Annotated in this window: 21 protein-coding genes and 1 pseudogene; 17 read left to right on the top strand and 5 right to left on the bottom strand. The window is 39.6% G+C overall.

The genetic code is table 11. The features are described 5' to 3' along the window. The 3 genes and pseudogenes from ACQKL5_RS08885 to ACQKL5_RS08875 all read right to left on the bottom strand — a co-directional run. A pseudogene (locus ACQKL5_RS08885) lies at nt 1-195 on the bottom strand (IS3 family transposase); the annotation flags it as partial. 65 nt (nt 196-260) lie between these two features. Next, entirely contained in the window at nt 261-680 is a 420-nt protein-coding gene (locus tag ACQKL5_RS08880) for an HTH domain-containing protein (protein ID WP_427608074.1), read from the bottom strand. 119 nt (nt 681-799) lie between these two features. Then, nucleotides 800-1126, bottom strand: a complete 327-nt coding sequence (locus tag ACQKL5_RS08875) for a hypothetical protein (protein WP_427608072.1) — start codon at nt 1124-1126, stop codon at nt 800-802. Between the two features lie 286 nt (nt 1127-1412). Between ACQKL5_RS08875 and ACQKL5_RS08870 the strand changes: the two genes are divergently transcribed. The 4 genes from ACQKL5_RS08870 to ACQKL5_RS08855 all read left to right on the top strand — a co-directional run bounded on the left by ACQKL5_RS08870 (nt 1413) and on the right by ACQKL5_RS08855 (nt 4280). Further along, nucleotides 1413-2186, top strand: coding sequence for an amino acid ABC transporter substrate-binding protein (locus ACQKL5_RS08870; RefSeq protein WP_427608070.1), 774 nt, complete (start codon nt 1413-1415; stop codon nt 2184-2186). A gap of 70 nt (nt 2187-2256) precedes the next feature. Next, on the top strand, nt 2257-2916 hold the full coding sequence (locus ACQKL5_RS08865) for an amino acid ABC transporter permease (RefSeq protein ID WP_427608068.1): 660 nt from the start codon (nt 2257-2259) through the stop codon (nt 2914-2916). Nucleotides 2917-2930: 14 nt separating this feature from the next. Beyond that, nucleotides 2931-3677 carry an amino acid ABC transporter ATP-binding protein gene (locus tag ACQKL5_RS08860; protein ID WP_427608066.1) on the top strand — a complete coding sequence of 249 codons (747 nt, stop codon included), beginning with the start codon at nt 2931-2933 and terminating at the stop codon, nt 3675-3677. Between the two features lie 144 nt (nt 3678-3821). Then, on the top strand, nt 3822-4280 hold the full coding sequence (locus tag ACQKL5_RS08855) for a VOC family protein (RefSeq protein WP_427608064.1): 459 nt from the start codon (nt 3822-3824) through the stop codon (nt 4278-4280). A gap of 238 nt (nt 4281-4518) precedes the next feature. Here the strand turns inward: ACQKL5_RS08855 and ACQKL5_RS08850 are convergent, their stop codons facing one another. Next, nucleotides 4519-5100, bottom strand: a complete 582-nt coding sequence (locus ACQKL5_RS08850; protein ID WP_427608062.1) for a hypothetical protein — start codon at nt 5098-5100, stop codon at nt 4519-4521. Between the two features lie 176 nt (nt 5101-5276). Then, a complete protein-coding gene (locus ACQKL5_RS08845; protein ID WP_427608060.1) occupies nt 5277-6635 on the bottom strand; it encodes a cytochrome P450 in 1359 nt (452 codons plus the stop codon). Between the two features lie 342 nt (nt 6636-6977). Here ACQKL5_RS08845 and ACQKL5_RS08840 point away from each other — a divergent pair, with 342 nt between their 5' ends. The 13 genes from ACQKL5_RS08840 (at nt 6978) to ACQKL5_RS08780 (ending at nt 15704) form a co-directional block, all read left to right on the top strand. Further along, nucleotides 6978-7442: a YwqH-like family protein gene (locus ACQKL5_RS08840; protein ID WP_427608058.1), complete on the top strand. Its 465-nt coding sequence runs from the start codon at nt 6978-6980 to the stop codon at nt 7440-7442. Then, nucleotides 7443-7730, top strand: a complete 288-nt coding sequence (locus tag ACQKL5_RS08835; protein ID WP_427608056.1) for a YwqI/YxiC family protein — start codon at nt 7443-7445, stop codon at nt 7728-7730. Continuing rightward, a complete protein-coding gene (locus ACQKL5_RS08830; protein WP_427608054.1) occupies nt 7727-9649 on the top strand; it encodes a T7SS effector LXG polymorphic toxin in 1923 nt (640 codons plus the stop codon). The genes ACQKL5_RS08835 and ACQKL5_RS08830 overlap by 4 nt, the downstream gene beginning before the upstream one ends. A gap of 14 nt (nt 9650-9663) precedes the next feature. Continuing rightward, entirely contained in the window at nt 9664-10125 is a 462-nt protein-coding gene (locus tag ACQKL5_RS08825) for a YrhA family protein (RefSeq protein WP_427608052.1), read from the top strand. Nucleotides 10126-10309: 184 nt separating this feature from the next. Next, nucleotides 10310-11401, top strand: coding sequence for an HNH endonuclease (locus ACQKL5_RS08820; protein WP_427608050.1), 1092 nt, complete (start codon nt 10310-10312; stop codon nt 11399-11401). After that, a complete protein-coding gene (locus ACQKL5_RS08815) occupies nt 11392-11838 on the top strand; it encodes an SMI1/KNR4 family protein (protein WP_427608048.1) in 447 nt (148 codons plus the stop codon). The genes ACQKL5_RS08820 and ACQKL5_RS08815 overlap by 10 nt, the downstream gene beginning before the upstream one ends. A gap of 14 nt (nt 11839-11852) precedes the next feature. After that, nucleotides 11853-12311 (top strand): SMI1/KNR4 family protein, encoded by a 459-nt coding sequence (locus ACQKL5_RS08810; protein WP_427608046.1) that lies wholly within the window; start codon nt 11853-11855, stop codon nt 12309-12311. A 225-nt stretch (nt 12312-12536) separates the two neighbouring features. After that, nucleotides 12537-12962 (top strand): hypothetical protein, encoded by a 426-nt coding sequence (locus ACQKL5_RS08805; protein WP_427608044.1) that lies wholly within the window; start codon nt 12537-12539, stop codon nt 12960-12962. Nucleotides 12963-13011: 49 nt separating this feature from the next. Further along, nucleotides 13012-13596 (top strand): DNA/RNA non-specific endonuclease, encoded by a 585-nt coding sequence (locus tag ACQKL5_RS08800; RefSeq protein WP_427608042.1) that lies wholly within the window; start codon nt 13012-13014, stop codon nt 13594-13596. A 5-nt stretch (nt 13597-13601) separates the two neighbouring features. Further along, entirely contained in the window at nt 13602-14084 is a 483-nt protein-coding gene (locus tag ACQKL5_RS08795; RefSeq protein WP_402961613.1) for an antitoxin YezG family protein, read from the top strand. A gap of 271 nt (nt 14085-14355) precedes the next feature. After that, nucleotides 14356-14697 carry a hypothetical protein gene (locus tag ACQKL5_RS08790; RefSeq protein ID WP_427608040.1) on the top strand — a complete coding sequence of 114 codons (342 nt, stop codon included), beginning with the start codon at nt 14356-14358 and terminating at the stop codon, nt 14695-14697. Then, a complete protein-coding gene (locus ACQKL5_RS08785; RefSeq protein WP_427608038.1) occupies nt 14667-15248 on the top strand; it encodes an HNH endonuclease in 582 nt (193 codons plus the stop codon). The genes ACQKL5_RS08790 and ACQKL5_RS08785 overlap by 31 nt, the downstream gene beginning before the upstream one ends. An 18-nt stretch (nt 15249-15266) precedes the next feature. After that, complete coding sequence (locus tag ACQKL5_RS08780; RefSeq protein WP_427608036.1) at nt 15267-15704, top strand: SMI1/KNR4 family protein; 438 nt, start codon at nt 15267-15269, stop codon at nt 15702-15704. The last annotated feature ends 672 nt before the right edge of the window (nt 15705-16376 follow it).

Below are 16376 nucleotides of genomic sequence, written 5' to 3'. Positions count from 1 at the left end.
CTGGTTCTGAAGCGTCATTTTAATTTGACGTGCTCCCTTTTTACGTCCGCGGAAATGATACGCCTTTAAAATCACGTCCTTTACCCCCTCATCTGCCTCGTCCTTAGCCGCACGTTTTTGGACAGATTTTTCTAGGAAGTAGTTATAGTAACCTGAACGAGATACCCCCATGATCTCGCATAAATAGCTCACCATACGGTCCAAATTGTATTTCTTAATCGTATGTTTAATCAGTTCAAATTTCCATTTGGGTGCGATTTTTATTTTTTCTTCAACATCTGCCTTTCGAGTAGGTCGAGCTTTTTTAAAAGTTCATTCTCTGCCTCAAGTAATCGATTTTTCGCTTCTAATCGTTTAATCTTTTCTTCCAGCGTTAATTCTCGCTCCACCGTTTTTCCAGAATTGGTTTTACGTGTATCCTGTAAACCCTCCACACCGGATTTGCGATACGCCGCACGCCAGCGCTTTCCGGCAGTTTGAATCCGTTCTAGACCGATTAAATCAACATTTAAGCCAACCTCTTCAAATATTTCTCGCGGGAATTTCCCTTTCTCATTTTCCGCGATAAAATGACGCTTGAATTCATCTGTATACGTGATCGCTTTTTCACTGACTGCTTTCACATAGGGATTTCTCTTTAGAAGTTCTCGTTCGTTTTTGTTCAATAATCTTTTGGTCATTTCAATCCGCTCCAGCATCTTTTTTCTCATTATAAACAAAAGTACCCTACCAGATGGACTTTTTTCAAAGTGTCTATCTGATAGGGTACATTTTGAATCGGTGCCTGCCTTTTTTATGGTCAAAATCTCTTCATCAATAACCATGTGCCGATCGCTAATACGACAATGGCGATCGATAATAATCCACAGCCGAGGGAAGTAGATTTAAACTGTTTAAGATTACCTTTATATAAAGATATATGGTTGATCGTTCCATCCGAATTATTCTTGATGAATAAGGTTCTGTCCTCTTCCGATTCCTTCATATAGAATCTCAGATACTTCTTATCATCCGTTAACGTAACCTCTATGTCTTTGTAACCCAACGATTCTAGAAAAGAAAGGAGATACTGCTTATTATAGGGCTTGCTTTTAAACTCTTTAACGATTATTTCGCGTTTTTTCATGCTCACACTTCTCCTATCTAGCTCAATCAAAATACGTTTTGAATATCTCCACAAGAATAATAGTAAAACTCTTGTTGCCATTTTGCCATACTTTTTGTACAAAGTTAGAAAGATTGGGTGGGACCCGATTATTTGTAAGGTGAATATGGGGTAATAGTCTTGGTGTTTAAGAAGGACTAACATCCTAAAAAATCCGTTGACAATCAGTTTTGGTGTATGTTAACTTTAGTACATTAGTAAACTAAAGCATCGGGAACAATAATCAGTCAAAGGTGGTTTTTTTGAAATGAAACGTTCGAGTATATTTATTCTGACTATAGTAGCCATGTTTTCACTTCTTGCAGCCTGTTCTTCCAATGATGGGGAAAAAGAGGACAAGTTGGTGATTGGAATTGATGATAAATTCGCACCTATGGGATTCCGTGATGAGAATAACGAAATTACCGGTTTTGATATCGACTATGCCAAAGCCGCTACTGAAAAGATGGATGTAGAGGTTGAATTTCAACCGATTGATTGGAAAACGAAAGAATCCGAATTAAGCAGTGGACGGATTGACCTTATCTGGAACGGGTATACCATTACGGATGAGCGTAAGGAAAAGGTCCTTTTCACAAAACCTTACTTGGAGAATGCACAGGTGGTCGTAACTCTTGAAGATTCCAAGTTGACTAAGCTTGATGATTTAAAAGGTAAGGTGGTCGGTCTTCAATCACTTTCTTCCGCATCAGATGCTTTGAATGGTAATCCGATCAAATCCAAGATCAAGACAATCACGGAATACTCGGATAACGTTTTGGCCTTAAGTGACCTGAAGGCTGGGCGTTTGGATGCCGTAGTCATTGATGAAGTGGTCATTGATTATTATATGTCCAAAGAAGATGCTACATTCAAGGTACTGGATGAATCTCTTGCTCCGGAGCAATATGGAGTGGGCGTGAAAAAAGGGAATGAAAATCTTCTGAAAGACCTTCAAAAGGCACTGGATGAAATGAACGAAGATGGCACAGCCGCCAAAATCTCAGAGAAATGGTTTGGCGAAAATAAGGTATTAAAATAAGAACGCACACATATTAGGCAAACAGGATTTCCTTTTGGGAACCCTGTTTTGTTTTTGGGGGAATCGATTCATGTCTATAGATTATCTTACTTCCATTCTGAAGCCCATGCTGGAAGGGGCCCAAATAACGGTCCTCTTGTTTTTGATAGCCATTGTCGTTTCCATTCCATTGGGCTTCCTATTAACTCTACTCGTTAGAAGCAAATTCAAGCCTGTCGCCTGGCTTGCCGAGGGTTACATATACTTGATGCGCGGTACGCCGCTTCTGCTCCAATTGCTATTTATCTGCTTTGGATTGCCGATGATTCCCGTGATTGGCGAATACATGGTATTGGATCGTTTCGTCGCTGCTTGTTTAGGTTTTATCTTGAACTACGCCGCTTATTATGCCGAGATCTTCCGCGGTGGTCTCTTGGCTGTGGAGAAAGGTCAATATGAAGCCGCCCAAGTGCTCGGTTTGAATAAATGGCAAACGATGAGAAAAATCATCCTGCCCCAAATGTTCCGTGTCGCGCTTCCTGCGGTGTCAAACGAATCGGTCACACTGGTCAAGGATACCGCGTTGCTTTATGCCGTGGCTGTACCGGAATTGTTACACTTTGCCCAGACGGCGGTGAACCGTGACTTTACAATCGCTCCGTTCTTCTTGGCAGGAATCATTTATCTGTTGATTACACTCGTATTAACGATGTTCTTTAAATGGCTCGAAAAACGATACAGAATCGAATAAAAGGAGTGGAGAATGTGGCTATCCTGGAAGTATCCAATCTCAAAAAGTCATATGGAAAACTAGATGTATTAAAACGGATTACATTGGATGTGAATAAAAACGATGTAGTCGCCGTGATCGGTCCCTCGGGATCCGGGAAAAGCACGATGCTCCGCAGCCTCGTCCATCTTGAAGAGATAAATGGAGGCAGCATCGCTGTTTCTGGGGAATATATGGTGAAGGACGGAGTCTACTCGAATCCGAAAGAACTCAAGCAAATCACCTCTAAAATGGGGATGGTGTTCCAGCATTTCAACCTGTTCCCGCACTTAACGGTCAAAGAAAATCTTGAAATCGCGCCAAAGATGGCCAAAAAGGAATCCTATGATGTCATCCAGCAACGAAGCGCAGAGCTACTGAAAAAGGTGGGGCTCTCCAACCGTTCATCGGCTCTTCCGGCCCAGCTATCCGGCGGCCAGAAACAAAGGGTAGCGATTGCCCGGGCTCTGATGATGAACCCTGAAATCCTGCTGTTCGATGAACCGACTTCCGCCCTGGATCCTGAATTGACAGGCGAAGTGCTGAAGGTCATGAAAGACCTGGCTGAAGAACACATGACGATGGTCGTCGTCACACACGAAATGGAATTCGCCAAAGAAGTGGCCAACCGGGTCATCTTCATGGACAATGGGGAAATCATCGAATCCGGACACCCGGATGACATCTTGACGAACCCTCAGCATGACCGGACAAAAGCATTCTTGAAACGTAGTTTTAAATAATTCATAGTATTAATGAGGGGCGTTTCCAATGGGGAACGCCTTTTGTTATGAACAATTTTTCCAGATTTCAGATGCGATTATGCAGGATTTCTTCTTTTTCCGTCGAATGAAACACGGGACATACGTAATAAGGAGCTTTTGCCGATGATTAAAGGTTTATATGAAGCACATTTACCCGTTCGTGATTTGAATCGTTCCATTGAGTTTTATAAAGGGCTTGGATTGGAGTTTGATCATAGAGTCGAAGATAGCTTGGCTTTCTTATGGATTGAAAAGGATAAAAGCTGGTTGGGGTTATGGGAAACCGAGAAGGTGGAAGTGGAGTACCACCCTTCCTTAAGGCATATCGCATTTGAAGTTTCTTTAGAAGGATTGAAGTCATCGGTAGCTTGGTTGAAGAATAAGGGATTTGAGCCGAGAGAAGCCTTTGGATTTGAACCGATTGAACCTTTTGTGATGCCACATGAGAAATATGCCCATGCAAAAATTCACTTTAATGATCCGGATGGAAACAGCTTGGAGTTTATTTGTAAGATGAATAATCCCCAAGGAATCACGAAGCGAATGTACTTAAGTGAATGGGAACAGCTAAACTTGAAGTAGAAGATAGTAGATTTTCATTGGAAAGTACTGTGATTTGGTGTTTGTAAGTGGGGGATCTCTTATTGAGCAAGTTCTTCAGTCAGTTTTAGTGGCTACCATTCTATTAGGATTAAAATAGAAAACTTAGTTTTCATCCCAAAAAGGATCTTCAATACGAAGATCCTTTTAGTTGCTTGAACGATTAACAACCCAGTTGATATGTTATCGGTGTCTCTTACATCGGATATAAAACCAGAAATTATTTCTTTACATTATTGGTCAACAACACTCTGTATATAAGTGCATTCTCAGCTTCTTTAATACCCACGGGTAGTTCACCATTTTCGCTTTCAACAGAACGCAGTTCATTTTTAGTGGTGCCTACCCATCCTACTAAATAAACAGGTTTATTTTTCTCTAGAGTAACTTTTTCGCCTATCAGTTTATTGAAAGAAAAAGATGTCATATTATTGGTATAATTTGTTGTAGCAACCCCAAAAGGTATGCCAGCTATCAGTTTTAAAGAAGAGTCTTCGTCATTGCTGTTACTTATTCCAAAAGAAATGATACTATCTTCAAACTTAGTATTCGGTTCATCTGAAGTCGTAAGTAACTCTTTTTTTAGTTTTCCTTTTTCATAGACTTCCACGGCAAATTGTAAATCATCATCTTCCTGTAAGTTACCATCCAACTTAAAAAATTCAATTTGATCTACACCTGTTTTACTAATGAGCAATTTTTCTTTTTCACTCGTGTTATATGGCTCAATGGTCATTTTTGCACTTGATAACGGTTTTTCTTTTTCTACACCTGCGCAACCAGTTAACAAAACGATGAACATTATAAACAAGCAATAGCCTATTAAGTTTCGCATCTCATTCCCCCAAAGTAACCATTTTTACCTAATTATTTCAAATAACTCCTATTCTTTCAATATGTTATTCGGTTGAATGGCTCTTTGGTTGAACAAGCTTCTAGAGTAAGATTATCCAGCACCGTTGTTTTGATGTAGATTCCTTATCCATCATTTCTATCCTCCACGATCATACGCAATCCACTCTTTGCTCTTAGTGTTAGCAATGGCAGGGGCTTCACTTCATGATGGTCGGGCGCGAGCTTGATTCGATATTTTTGAGCAATGCAGGCTAGGACCAGCACAGCTTCCATGACAGCAAAGTGATTGCCGATGCATACCCTCGGGCCTCCGCCAAATGGAAAATAAGCGAATGATGGAATGGTCTTTAAATAGTTGTTTTCAAATCGTTCAGGAATGAAAGATTCGGGTTGGTCGAAATACTTGGGATTATGATGCATGACATAGGAACTTAACAAAAACATATCGCCTTTTTTGAAATGATAGTTTCCAAGTGATACATCTTCCGCAGCATTCCTGGATAGGACGTAGAGTGGTGGATAGATACGAAGAGATTCCCAGACAATATTCTGCGTGTATGATAATTTGATGAAATCATCAGGAATAGGGGGGCGATCACCGATGACGGTTTCTATTTCATGGAAAAGCTTAGCTTCCACTTCAGGGTTCTGTGATAGTAAGTAGAGTGTCCAGGACAGTGCGGTGGCGGTCGTATCATGGCCGGCAAGGAAAATTGTCATCACTTCATCACGTACTTGCTGATCGGACATTCCTATACCTTCCGCTTCATCTCGGGCTCCCATCAGGATTCCCAACATATCGTCACGGCTTTCTGCTTCATCCCTCCGTCTTTCTATGATTCGATATATCACTGAATCCAGCCTTTCAAGCACCTCCTTATATTCCCTGTTGCTTTTTGTCGGAATCCATAGAGGCAAATGGAAGAGGGTACGCATCCTTTTGATGGCAACTTTTAAGGCGTCATCTATCGGCTCGCCAATCAGGTTATATCCATCCTTGAGTTCCGTGCTAAACATCGTCTTGCTGACTATACTGAGGGCAAGGCTCATCATGTCCTCGGTTATCATTCTTTCTTCACCGTTCGTCCAGGTCGAGATATATTCCCTGGTCAGATCAATCATATCTTGTCCGTAATTACTAATATGGGTCTTTTTGAAAGAGGGTTGAATGAGTCTTCTCTGATGCAGATGAAAATCTTTTTCACTCGTGATGAGCCCTTCGCCGATAAGTGGCTTCAAGCTATTAAAGTCCCGTGATTTCAAAAACGACTTTTGTTTGGTTACAAGGATTTGTTTAATTAAATCAGGATCAGAAATGAGATAAACATCTTGAAAAGGCCCCAAACGAAGTTTTGCGACGTCCCCATACTCTCTAGCTAACCGTGTAAGAAAACCAATGGTATCTGATTGGAATTCCTTCGTATGGCCGGTGAGGAGTCTACCTTTAGGCCCAGTAGGAGAACCATGAACATCTTTGTCCAACAATGATTTGTTTCATTCCTTTCTATAACTAGTTGTAACCATTCTATGTAGATTATGGCAAATCGGTTTGGACAAGTTTTATATGGCAGGAGGGCTAGCTTTTTTTGCATATTAATAGAAGGAAAACCGTTCATCACTCGTAGAAACCGTGGACAGCTTCTCTTCATTCCTTTTATGTTAACCGTGATTGTTTAATATTGGTAAAAATAGGGTAAAAAGACTGGAACTTGAAATCAAAGAAGTGCAACCAAATTCCTAACAAGGGAGATAAATAGCATACTTCTCCCTATTTATCTCTCGGACTATATTCCTTATAATTATAAAATATGAAAAATATGACAAATGGTAAAACAGATATCAACTGATGAGGTGATCCTTTTGGGACTTGTGGAAGTAATAAGTGATTATAGCTCGTCCTTTTCTAGTGGAATAGCTAATTTAGAGGAGCAAATTAGCCGATTGAAGCAGGCGAAAACACAAATTAACAATGAACAGGAAGCAAGCCTTATAGAAATCAAAGAAATTAAAAAACCCGAGTTAGGAAAAAGTTGGACCGGAAATCGTGCAACGGATTTTAATGAGTCAAGAAGTGGTGCATACAAGGTCATGCTAACAATCGTTCAGAATGAGTATGACGACTATCAAGAGAAAATAGAACAAAAAATCATCTTGCTGGAGATTCAAAAAGCTACGCTGGAAGCAGCTGCTGTAGCTGCCCGAGAAGCGAGTGAGCTTTTGGCTAAGGGGGAAGCATTCCTTGACCAAGTGGAAAGTAAAGTATCCGATTTAAAGAAGTTGGTGTTTTAAATGACGACAATTAAACTAAATCATGCAGTTGTGACAAAGCAAGTAAGCCAGGTGAAAACGGCCGTGGATGGGACGACAATCGGTGCACTGCCGGCCGACCAGCTCGGCAATAATGATCTGAACTTCACATCGAAATGGGAAGAACGGGAGACCAATTTGGAAAAGACTTTCAACCAATACCTGACGATCGTCAAAAAGAATCTGGAAGACACCCAGGCGAACGTGGATTTACTGAAAGAGCAGGATGAAGCCATCACCCATACTGCACAGGGGTATCAGCCGTCATGACCATTTACGAAGCCAAGCCTTTGAAGTCGGCCGTGAAGTCATGGGCCAAGCAATATGAGGATCTCAAAGGGCAGGTAGAAACGCTGAAAAAGGAATTCCAGGGAATCGTCGATTTGGATGAAGAATTGGCCGGAGCCGGGGCGACGGCCATCAAGAACTTTTACCGGGCACAAGTAGAGGTGGCCAATGCCTGGATCGAATTATTCACGACACAGATCAGCTTTCTAAAAGGCATTCCGGCCATTTTGGAAGACGCGGACCTATCCGGTGAGACCGTGATCGAGGTACCTTTTTTGGAGGGGGAAGTGACCCACGGTCTCTCCAACGCCAAATCCATGGTGAGCCAGCAGGCCAACGATCTTCAGAAGATTTTTCAAAACATTGATGATATCCTTCCGCTTACGGTGTTCGACCAAGGAGATTTCCATGAGAAAATGGAAAAGGCCGAAAAAGAAAAGAACGATACCATTAAGAAAGTGCACGAAGTAGATCATAAATTAGTAGAAGAATACCAAGTGACCGAAGCCCAGGAAAGTGTAGCCATTAGCCTTTTCCAGGCCTTACTTGAAGCCACCAGTCAGGATGGCACCGTTTCCCCGATGAACTTCAACCAAAGTGCCTTTCAAGCGAGTCAAGCTTATCAAGTGAAGGATGAAGTGGCCGAGAATATGCAAGGATACCGGGACTTCAAGAAGCAAGAAGAGGAAGCGCGGAAACTCGAACAGGAAATGGAAGAACTCGAGAACCGCCCATGGTATGAAAAAGCCTGGGACACGACAAAAACCTTTACAGGGGAAATCACGGGGTATTATGATTCAGTAAGAGCGACAACGGGAGTCGATCCCGTAACGGGCCGTAAACTTTCCGAAGCTGAACGAATCGCCGCGGGCGCGATGGCCGCCGCCGGATTCATCCCCATCGTCGGCTGGGCTGGGCGTGCTGTCAAAGGCGGAAGTGCCATTTATAAAACAGCCAAAGGATTCAACGCTGCCGAAAACGCACTGGACGCCTATAAATCAAGTAAAGGGCTGGATGTCCTCAAGCAAACCGAATACGGTCTATACGGATTAACCGCCGCCAACGGTCTCGGCGAAGCCATGACCGGCAAGGACATGTTTGGAAACGAACTCACGGAAGAACAGCGCCAAAACAGCCTGATGAACGCCCTTGGTATCGCCGGAGTTGCCGGGGCAGCCAAGGTCGCAGACAAAATGGCAAGCGGGACAAAACTCATCCCCTACAGCAAAGAATATGTGCAAAATAAAGCCCAGAAAGCCCAAGACTCGATCAAGGATATGGGCAAGGCCATCGGGAAAGTCGAAGTGCCAACAGGCGTTAAGGTTAGGACAGTAGCTGATACGACTGGAAATACTTATAAAGTTATTGGTGTGGATAAGATGCCGATAAAGGATCTTGCGCAGAAGATTACGGCGAAGGGTGAGGGTAGTAAGGGTGCGGTTGAAAAAGATGATTACTTTATAGGGACATTAAAAGGAGAGAAAATTCATTTAAAAGGTGTCAAGATAGAAAAAATTATTTACACTAAGAGACTTCCAGAAGAAACAGCTAAACTTAGAAAAGAATTTAATAGTTCTGTTAGGAAGAATTTTCTTAAAGAGTTTGTTAACGACCCCGTAAGAGTAGAATATCTTATTAAAGCTGGTTTAGATGAAGGCGACATTGATAGAATGAAAGATGGGCTTAATCCTAAAGGGTGGCAAGTGCATCACAATTTACCCTTAGATGATGGTGGTACAAATGATATCACTAACTTAGTACTGATAAATAATGACCCTTATCATAAAGCGGTTACTAATGAACAAAACTCTTTAACAAGAGGATTAGCTCCTAAACAAAGTAAAACAATTAATTGGCCCATGTTTGAGGATGATGTTTATCCACCAAAACCTTTTAAATGAAGGGAAGAGTTGATATGCCACAATGGAAAGACTTGTTGATAGAAATAGAAAAAATTGAAGGGAAATATGGTAGTTCACTTAGAAAACCAGCATCAGATACAGAAATTATAAAAGCGAATCATAAAATTCAGCAGACATTAGGAAACATTGAACTATCTAAGTCGTATATTGAATTTCTCAAGAAAATAAATGGGTTAGACTTTAATGGATTAGTAATCTATGGAGTTGATGACGTACTACTTGATAAGGATGTAGATGAAGACATTCATGGGTTTATTGAGACGAATGAGCTTTGGTATGAAAATGAATGGCAAAAACAATATGTATTTTATGGTGATTCTGATACCGCATGGTATTGTTTTGATTTAAAAGAAAACGTATATGTAGAACTCGATAAACCCTCAGGAACACTAATTCAGTCATTTGAAAGTTTTGATGCGATGTTGAGTGATGCACTTGAAACATGTCTAATGTAATGAAGTTAGTAAGGAAATAACTATTAAAATGTAACCTTGATTGGCTAACTACCTTTCAAGGTTCTTTTTTTTATAGTTACCTAGTGAAGAATCACGGGATATAATTACTATTTAATAGGACAACAAGGCGAATCAGGTGACATAGCCGAAGCATTCCGAAGCTGAACGAATCGCCGCGGGTGCGATGGCCGCCGCCGGATTCATCCCCATTGTCGGCTGGGCAGGGCGTGCTGTCAAAGGCGGAAGTGCGATTTATAAAACAGCCAAAGGATTCAACGCTGCCGAAAACGCACTGGACGCCTATAAATCAAGTAAAGGGCTGGATGTCCTCAAGCAAACCGAATACGGTCTATATGGATTAACCGCCGCCAACGGTCTCGGCGAAGCCATGACCGGCAAGGACATGTTTGGAAACGAACTCACGGAAGAACAGCGCCAAAACAGCCTGATGAATGCCCTTGGTATCGCCGGAGTTGCGGGGGCAGCGAAGGTCGCAGACAAAATGGCAAACGGGACAAAGTTCATCCCCTACAGCAAGGAATTTGTGCAAAACCAAGTCCAGAAAGCTCAAGACTCGATCAAGGATATGGGCAAGGCCATCGGGAAAGTGGAAGTGCCAACGGGAGTTAAGGTTAGAGAAGTAGCCGATACGACTGGAAATACTTACAAAAATATCTCGGTGGATAAGACGTCGATAAAGGATCTTGCACAGAAGATTACGGCGAAGAATCGTTCTTCGGTAAACCAAAAAAGGGCTGATAAAGCTATGGTGGAAGCAATTAAAAAACTACCATCCTATACAAGAAGGCCAAACCAACCTAGAAATTATAAAAATAAGGAACGTAATGAAGACGGTACTACATTATATACTTTCATTTCAACCAAAAATGGGAAAGAATATGAAGTTATTTATGACAAAGATGGCTTTCCAATCTTTAATTCCAAATATGATGTTTTCTTACCAGAAAAATATTTTTTAGATACAGATGCAGTTCAGTTTGATTATTTGTCTAAAACCTTATCTGAAGAAGTTACTAAGAATCCTGAATTAGCAAAAAAATTCACGATGGAAGAATTAGAGTTTTTAAAAGAAGGTAGAGTTCCAAAAACACTGACTTGGCATCATCATCAGGAATCAGGCAGAATGCAAGTCGTCGATTATTTTGAACACCAAGCGTCTGGTCATACTGGTGGAAGAGCTATATGGGGCGGTGGTGAGTCAGGTAGAAAAGGAATTATAAAAAAAGAGATTTTGGAGAGTGTTACATGGGAGTGAAAAAGTGGTTGTTTGTAGAGGATGAAAAGCCTGTTGAGAGTGTGATTGCTTCGGTTGAAAAAGCTTTTGGAATAGAGTATCCTGAAGATTACAAAAAGTGTGTTATGAAATATAATGGTGGGTTCCCACATCCGAATATCTTCAATTTTAAGGATGGGAGACAGGGAGTATTTAATGATTTAATTAGTTTTACGGATAAGGATTTAAAAATAGAAATGTTTTATGAACAATTCTCTAATCCAGTGTTAAAAGGAATTGTACCTTTTGCTAGAGATCCATTTGGAAACTACTTATGCTTTGATTTTCAGGAAAATTATTCTTCCCCTAAAATAGTCTTTCTCAATCATGAGGAAGAAGGCGAAGTCGCGTTATCTATTATCTGTGATACATTTAGTGATTTGATAAAGGAATTGTATTCTTTAGAAGACATAAAATAGAAAAGAGGGAGTATATGGAATATAATTTTGAATTCACTTATAGGAAAATAACCAAAAATGAAATTGAAAATTTCGAAAAAAAATTCAATATAGTATTACCGAAGGAATTCAGTGGATTTCTATTATCTAATAACGGTGGAAAAGCAATAAATAGAAGATTTCAAACAAAAGATTTAAAGATTACTTCTTCAATTATGTTGTTTTTCCCCTTATCAGATGAAATAGATGAAAATCTAGAAAATAACTTTATTAAATATAACGAGAAAAAAATAGTACCTGCGAATTTTCTTCCTATAGGTTTAGACCCTGCCAACAGTTTAATCTGTTTATCTATAGATGGAGAACAAAAAGGTAAAGTGTATTTTTGTGATATGGATTATTATGAAGAAGATAATGAGTTGAAAAAGGAATTTATTAAACCAATATCAGATAGTTTCAAAGAGTTTATGGATAACTTATTTGTTACAAAATAAAAGAAGTTTAATACTTAAAAAACTTCCTAAAAGATCCGCTGAAATAGGGAAGGGATCAGATATTACTTCGTTAACCATCTAACCCTTAACACAAAATAACAACATCTATAAAAATATCTTAAGAGAGATTTAAACCTTGATGACTAGTCGTTATTCAAGGTTTTTTTTATCTATTTCTATTCAATATTTATAACCTATCTGCCCGAGCGAATCGCTGCGGCTGCGATGGCTGCGGCCGGATTCATTCCGGTCGTCGGTTGGGCAGGCCGGGCGGCCAAAGGCGGAAATGCCGTTTACAAAACGGTGAAGGGGCTCAACGCTGCAGACCATGCATTGGATGCCTATAAATCAAGTAAAGGGCTGGATGTCCTCAAGCAAACCGAATACGGATTATATGGATTAACTGCCGCCAACGGTCTCGGCGAAGCTGTCACCGGCAAAGACATGTTTGGAAACGAACTAACGGATGAACAGCGCCAAAACAGCCTGATGAACGCCCTTGGTATCGCCGGAGTTGCCGGGGCAGCCAAGGTCGCAGACAAAATGGCAAGCGGGACAAAGTTCATCCCCTACAGCAAGGAATTTGTGCAAAACCAAGTCCAGAAAGCCCAAGACTCGATCAAGGATATGGGCAAGGCCATCGGGAGTTAAGGTTAGGACAGTAGCGGATACAACTGGAAATACTTACAAAGCTATTGATGTGGATAAGGCGACGATAAAGGATCTTGCGCAGAAGATAACGGCGAAGGGTGAAGGTAGTAAGGGGTCGTTACTACCTGCTAAAGGACCCCAAGAAATTATAAAAGTGAAATATGGACAGCATTATACAAGAGATAAAATGAAGAAAGTACTAAAACCGAATATTGAATATACATCACCTGGAGGTCACGTATATAAAACGGACGAAAAAGGACGGATATCTAGTGTCGAAGGTTCGCTTGACTTAGGCAGTGGTAAACGTAATAAGTATGCGCAACGCATTGCTGGAAGAGAAAATCGCTTACCTGATGACCAAGGGGGGCACTTGATTGCTAGTATATTCAAAGGATCAGGACAACTAGACAACCTTGTTCCTATGAATGCAAATTTAAATATGGGAGAATGGAAGAAGCTTGAAAGTTCTTGGGCTAAAGCTTTAGATAGTAATCCTCCGAAAACAGTTGAGGTAAAAATATATCCGGTGTATGAAGGGAATTCTATTCGACCTACAAGTTTTGATATTGAGTATAAAGTGGATAATGGTCGTTGGGAGATCAGGGAATTTGAAAATAAACCAGGGGGATAATAGAATTGAATGAAGATAAATTAAATGAGTTTTATCAAAAACTAGCTAAAACTATAAATGAGATTATTCCAGAAGAATGGTCAAAAGTATTTTTATATGGAGAAATAGGTGAAGGTACAGGAACGGCGTTCTTTTTTTATAGTACTCATAATAATGAGCAGCTAATATATAGCCACGATATACCGGAAATATATAGCATTAGTAGGTTGGAATATAGAGATATGTGGAGGAAATTAATAAAATGCTTAAAAGAGTTATCGGAAGAATTTAAAAATAATAATCAAGAACTATGGACCAATTTAACATTTACTCTAGAGAGTACAGGGAAGTTTAAAATTGACTATGATTATGAAGATTTATCTGAAGCAGATGATCATGAAAGAAGAATCATTTGGGAATATAATCGTTTGAATCTTTTACCTGAGTCTGAATATGATAAGAGTATTTTAGAAGAATATCTAAAAAAGAAAAGTGAAGATGTAGAGTAATGCTTTTCAATAATTAGGTTATATATGAGACTGTTCCAAGGGGAAAATAAGTAGGAAATGAATAAATAATGAAGGGCAGAAACGTTGTTTTTTTTAACAGCATTTCTGCCCTTTAATTTTGGGGTTAATTTACTTTGATAAGTACTTATGAATCAGAGTCTTTTTAAATGGAAATGAAATATATGAATTTAAATATTTTTTAAAGCAAAAGAAGAATGCGGCCTCTACCGGTTTCAGCTGACTAAAGGGAATCAACGCTGCGGACCATGCATTGGATGCCTATAAATCGACAAAAGCCATGGACATCCTCAAGCAAACCGAAACCGGCCTCTATGGACTAACCGCCGCCAACGGACTCGGCGAAGCCGTCACCGGCAAGGACATGTTTGGAAATGAACTCACGGAAGAACAGCGCCAAAACAGCCTGATGAACGCCCTTGGTATCGCCGGAGTTGCCGGGGCAGCCAAGGTCGCAGACAAAATGGCAAACGGGACAAAGACAGCAAGGAATTTGTGCAAAACCAAGTCCAGAAAGCCCAAGGCTCAATCAAGGATATGGGCAAGACCATCGGGAAAGTCGAAGTGCCAACTGGAGTTAAGGTTAGAGAAGTAGCCGATACGACTGGAAATACTTACAAAAATATCTCGGTGGATAAGACGTCGATAAAGGATCTTGCACAGAAGATTACGGCGAAGGGTGAGGGTAGTAAGGGTACGGGTAAAGGTAAAATAGAAGATTTCACCAAAGAAATCTTGGAGACTAAACCAATGAACTCTCCAATACCTGAAAAGTGGTATAAAAAAGGTGGAAGTATCTCCATCGAAGATAATGGTACTTGGACTTATACTAACAAGTCTGGAACATCAGTAAGTTACCCGAATGGTTACCCAGATTTTACACCTTATATGCATCCAAATGTTAAGCCTGTAAAAATAAAAGTTTATTCGCCTAAAAATAATCCGAAAGATTTTGAAAATGCAAACAAAGCAGCTAGACTTACAAAAGATACTGATCCACCAATAATAGATATTAGAAGGCCGCCAGACGGTTATACGTGGCATCATCATGAAGATGGAAAAACTATGCAGCTAGTAGATGAAGATATCCACAGAGAGATTAGACACATTGGTGGTCAATCAAAGGTTAATGGGAAAAATAAGTAATGATATAGGAGTGAGAGTATGACAAAAATGCTTAGTGTAAATCCAAAAATTTCTTTACAGGATATAAAACAATTTGAACAAGAGTATGAAGTTACGCTACCTAAGCAATATGTTGAATTTCTACTAGAATACAATGGAGGGTTTTCTAAAGAATCTGGCTTCAAAATCTCAGATGATGAAGGAGAAAGTTTAGTCAATAAGTTTTATGGAATTGGGGATATGAAAAGTAATTTAGGTAAAGTTTTTGAGGTTCTAGAAGGAGAAATACCAGAAGATTTTATTTCAATTGCTAATGACCCAGCAGGAAATGAAATTTTATTAGGAGTTAATGGAGAGTATCAAGGGAAAATATATTTTTGGATTCATGATATAGAACCCGAAGAAGAAATGGACAATATGTTTATCCTTGCAGATAGTTTTGCTGAGTTCTTTGATCACTTATTTGAATCTGAATAATGATACTAGAAAGCTACATTGAACGGTCACCGCTGTACTAATGATAAGCTTTAAAAGCAGTGTTATAGGTAAAAAGATAAAATTTTACGAAATTAAACCAGCTTGTAGGCTTTAAAGATAAGATTAGTAATAAATTGCTTTAACTTAAAGGCACTTCATTGTCTTGAACTATACCCTGAAGAACGGACACTTATAAAAAAGTGCCTCGTTGTTCGGGATTTTTTATATATTCTTATTTATTTATAAGGGGATAGGAATGGATTATGAATGAGGTTTGTTTAATCGATTAGATGAGTTGATTACTAGTTTAAGATTACAAAAATAATATACTATGAAAATTTTATAAGAACCATTCGTTACGGTGTTTATGTACTTTAAAAATACAATTTAATGTACGGGTTTCTCAAAAAGGGAAGTTAACCTGAATACATAGAGAGGCAGAGAGGTTTGGTTTAACAACATTTCAGCCTCTTTTATTTATTCAAAATAAGGCTGAGGGGAAACACCATTAGTACTCCGAACAAACAGAAAAGGCATACAATCAAAACGTCAACATTCATATACACAAAAATATTGACACTATCTATTATTACAATATTACTAAAAGAATATTCTAGCTCAAAAAATATTATAAAAGTTTAATCTAACTGAAATTTATTTAATAAAACTGGC

It is taken from the genome of Peribacillus sp. NPDC097675 (assembly GCF_050277655.1).
GTDB lineage: Bacteria > Bacillota > Bacilli > Bacillales > DSM-1321 > Peribacillus.
Note: the sequence above shows the minus strand (reverse complement) of the source record. Positions and strands in the feature narration are given on the sequence as shown.

Excerpts from the sequence above, each read along its gene's own strand:
- ACQKL5_RS08880 (WP_427608074.1), bottom strand. The coding sequence starts at position 680 with ATGACCAAAAGATTATTGAACAAAAACGAACGAGAACTTCTAAAGAGA.
- ACQKL5_RS08875 (WP_427608072.1), bottom strand. The coding sequence starts at position 1,126 with ATGAAAAAACGCGAAATAATCGTTAAAGAGTTTAAAAGCAAGCCCTAT.
- ACQKL5_RS08870 (WP_427608070.1), top strand. The coding sequence starts at position 1,413 with ATGAAACGTTCGAGTATATTTATTCTGACTATAGTAGCCATGTTTTCA.
- ACQKL5_RS08865 (WP_427608068.1), top strand. The coding sequence starts at position 2,257 with ATGTCTATAGATTATCTTACTTCCATTCTGAAGCCCATGCTGGAAGGG.
- ACQKL5_RS08855 (WP_427608064.1), top strand. The coding sequence starts at position 3,822 with ATGATTAAAGGTTTATATGAAGCACATTTACCCGTTCGTGATTTGAAT.
- ACQKL5_RS08850 (WP_427608062.1), bottom strand. The coding sequence starts at position 5,100 with ATGTTCATCGTTTTGTTAACTGGTTGCGCAGGTGTAGAAAAAGAAAAA.
- ACQKL5_RS08840 (WP_427608058.1), top strand. The coding sequence starts at position 6,978 with ATGGTAAAACAGATATCAACTGATGAGGTGATCCTTTTGGGACTTGTG.
- ACQKL5_RS08835 (WP_427608056.1), top strand. The coding sequence starts at position 7,443 with ATGACGACAATTAAACTAAATCATGCAGTTGTGACAAAGCAAGTAAGC.
- ACQKL5_RS08830 (WP_427608054.1), top strand. The coding sequence starts at position 7,727 with ATGACCATTTACGAAGCCAAGCCTTTGAAGTCGGCCGTGAAGTCATGG.
- ACQKL5_RS08825 (WP_427608052.1), top strand. The coding sequence starts at position 9,664 with ATGCCACAATGGAAAGACTTGTTGATAGAAATAGAAAAAATTGAAGGG.
- ACQKL5_RS08820 (WP_427608050.1), top strand. The coding sequence starts at position 10,310 with ATGGCCGCCGCCGGATTCATCCCCATTGTCGGCTGGGCAGGGCGTGCT.
- ACQKL5_RS08815 (WP_427608048.1), top strand. The coding sequence starts at position 11,392 with ATGGGAGTGAAAAAGTGGTTGTTTGTAGAGGATGAAAAGCCTGTTGAG.
- ACQKL5_RS08810 (WP_427608046.1), top strand. The coding sequence starts at position 11,853 with ATGGAATATAATTTTGAATTCACTTATAGGAAAATAACCAAAAATGAA.
- ACQKL5_RS08805 (WP_427608044.1), top strand. The coding sequence starts at position 12,537 with ATGGCTGCGGCCGGATTCATTCCGGTCGTCGGTTGGGCAGGCCGGGCG.
- ACQKL5_RS08780 (WP_427608036.1), top strand. The coding sequence starts at position 15,267 with ATGACAAAAATGCTTAGTGTAAATCCAAAAATTTCTTTACAGGATATA.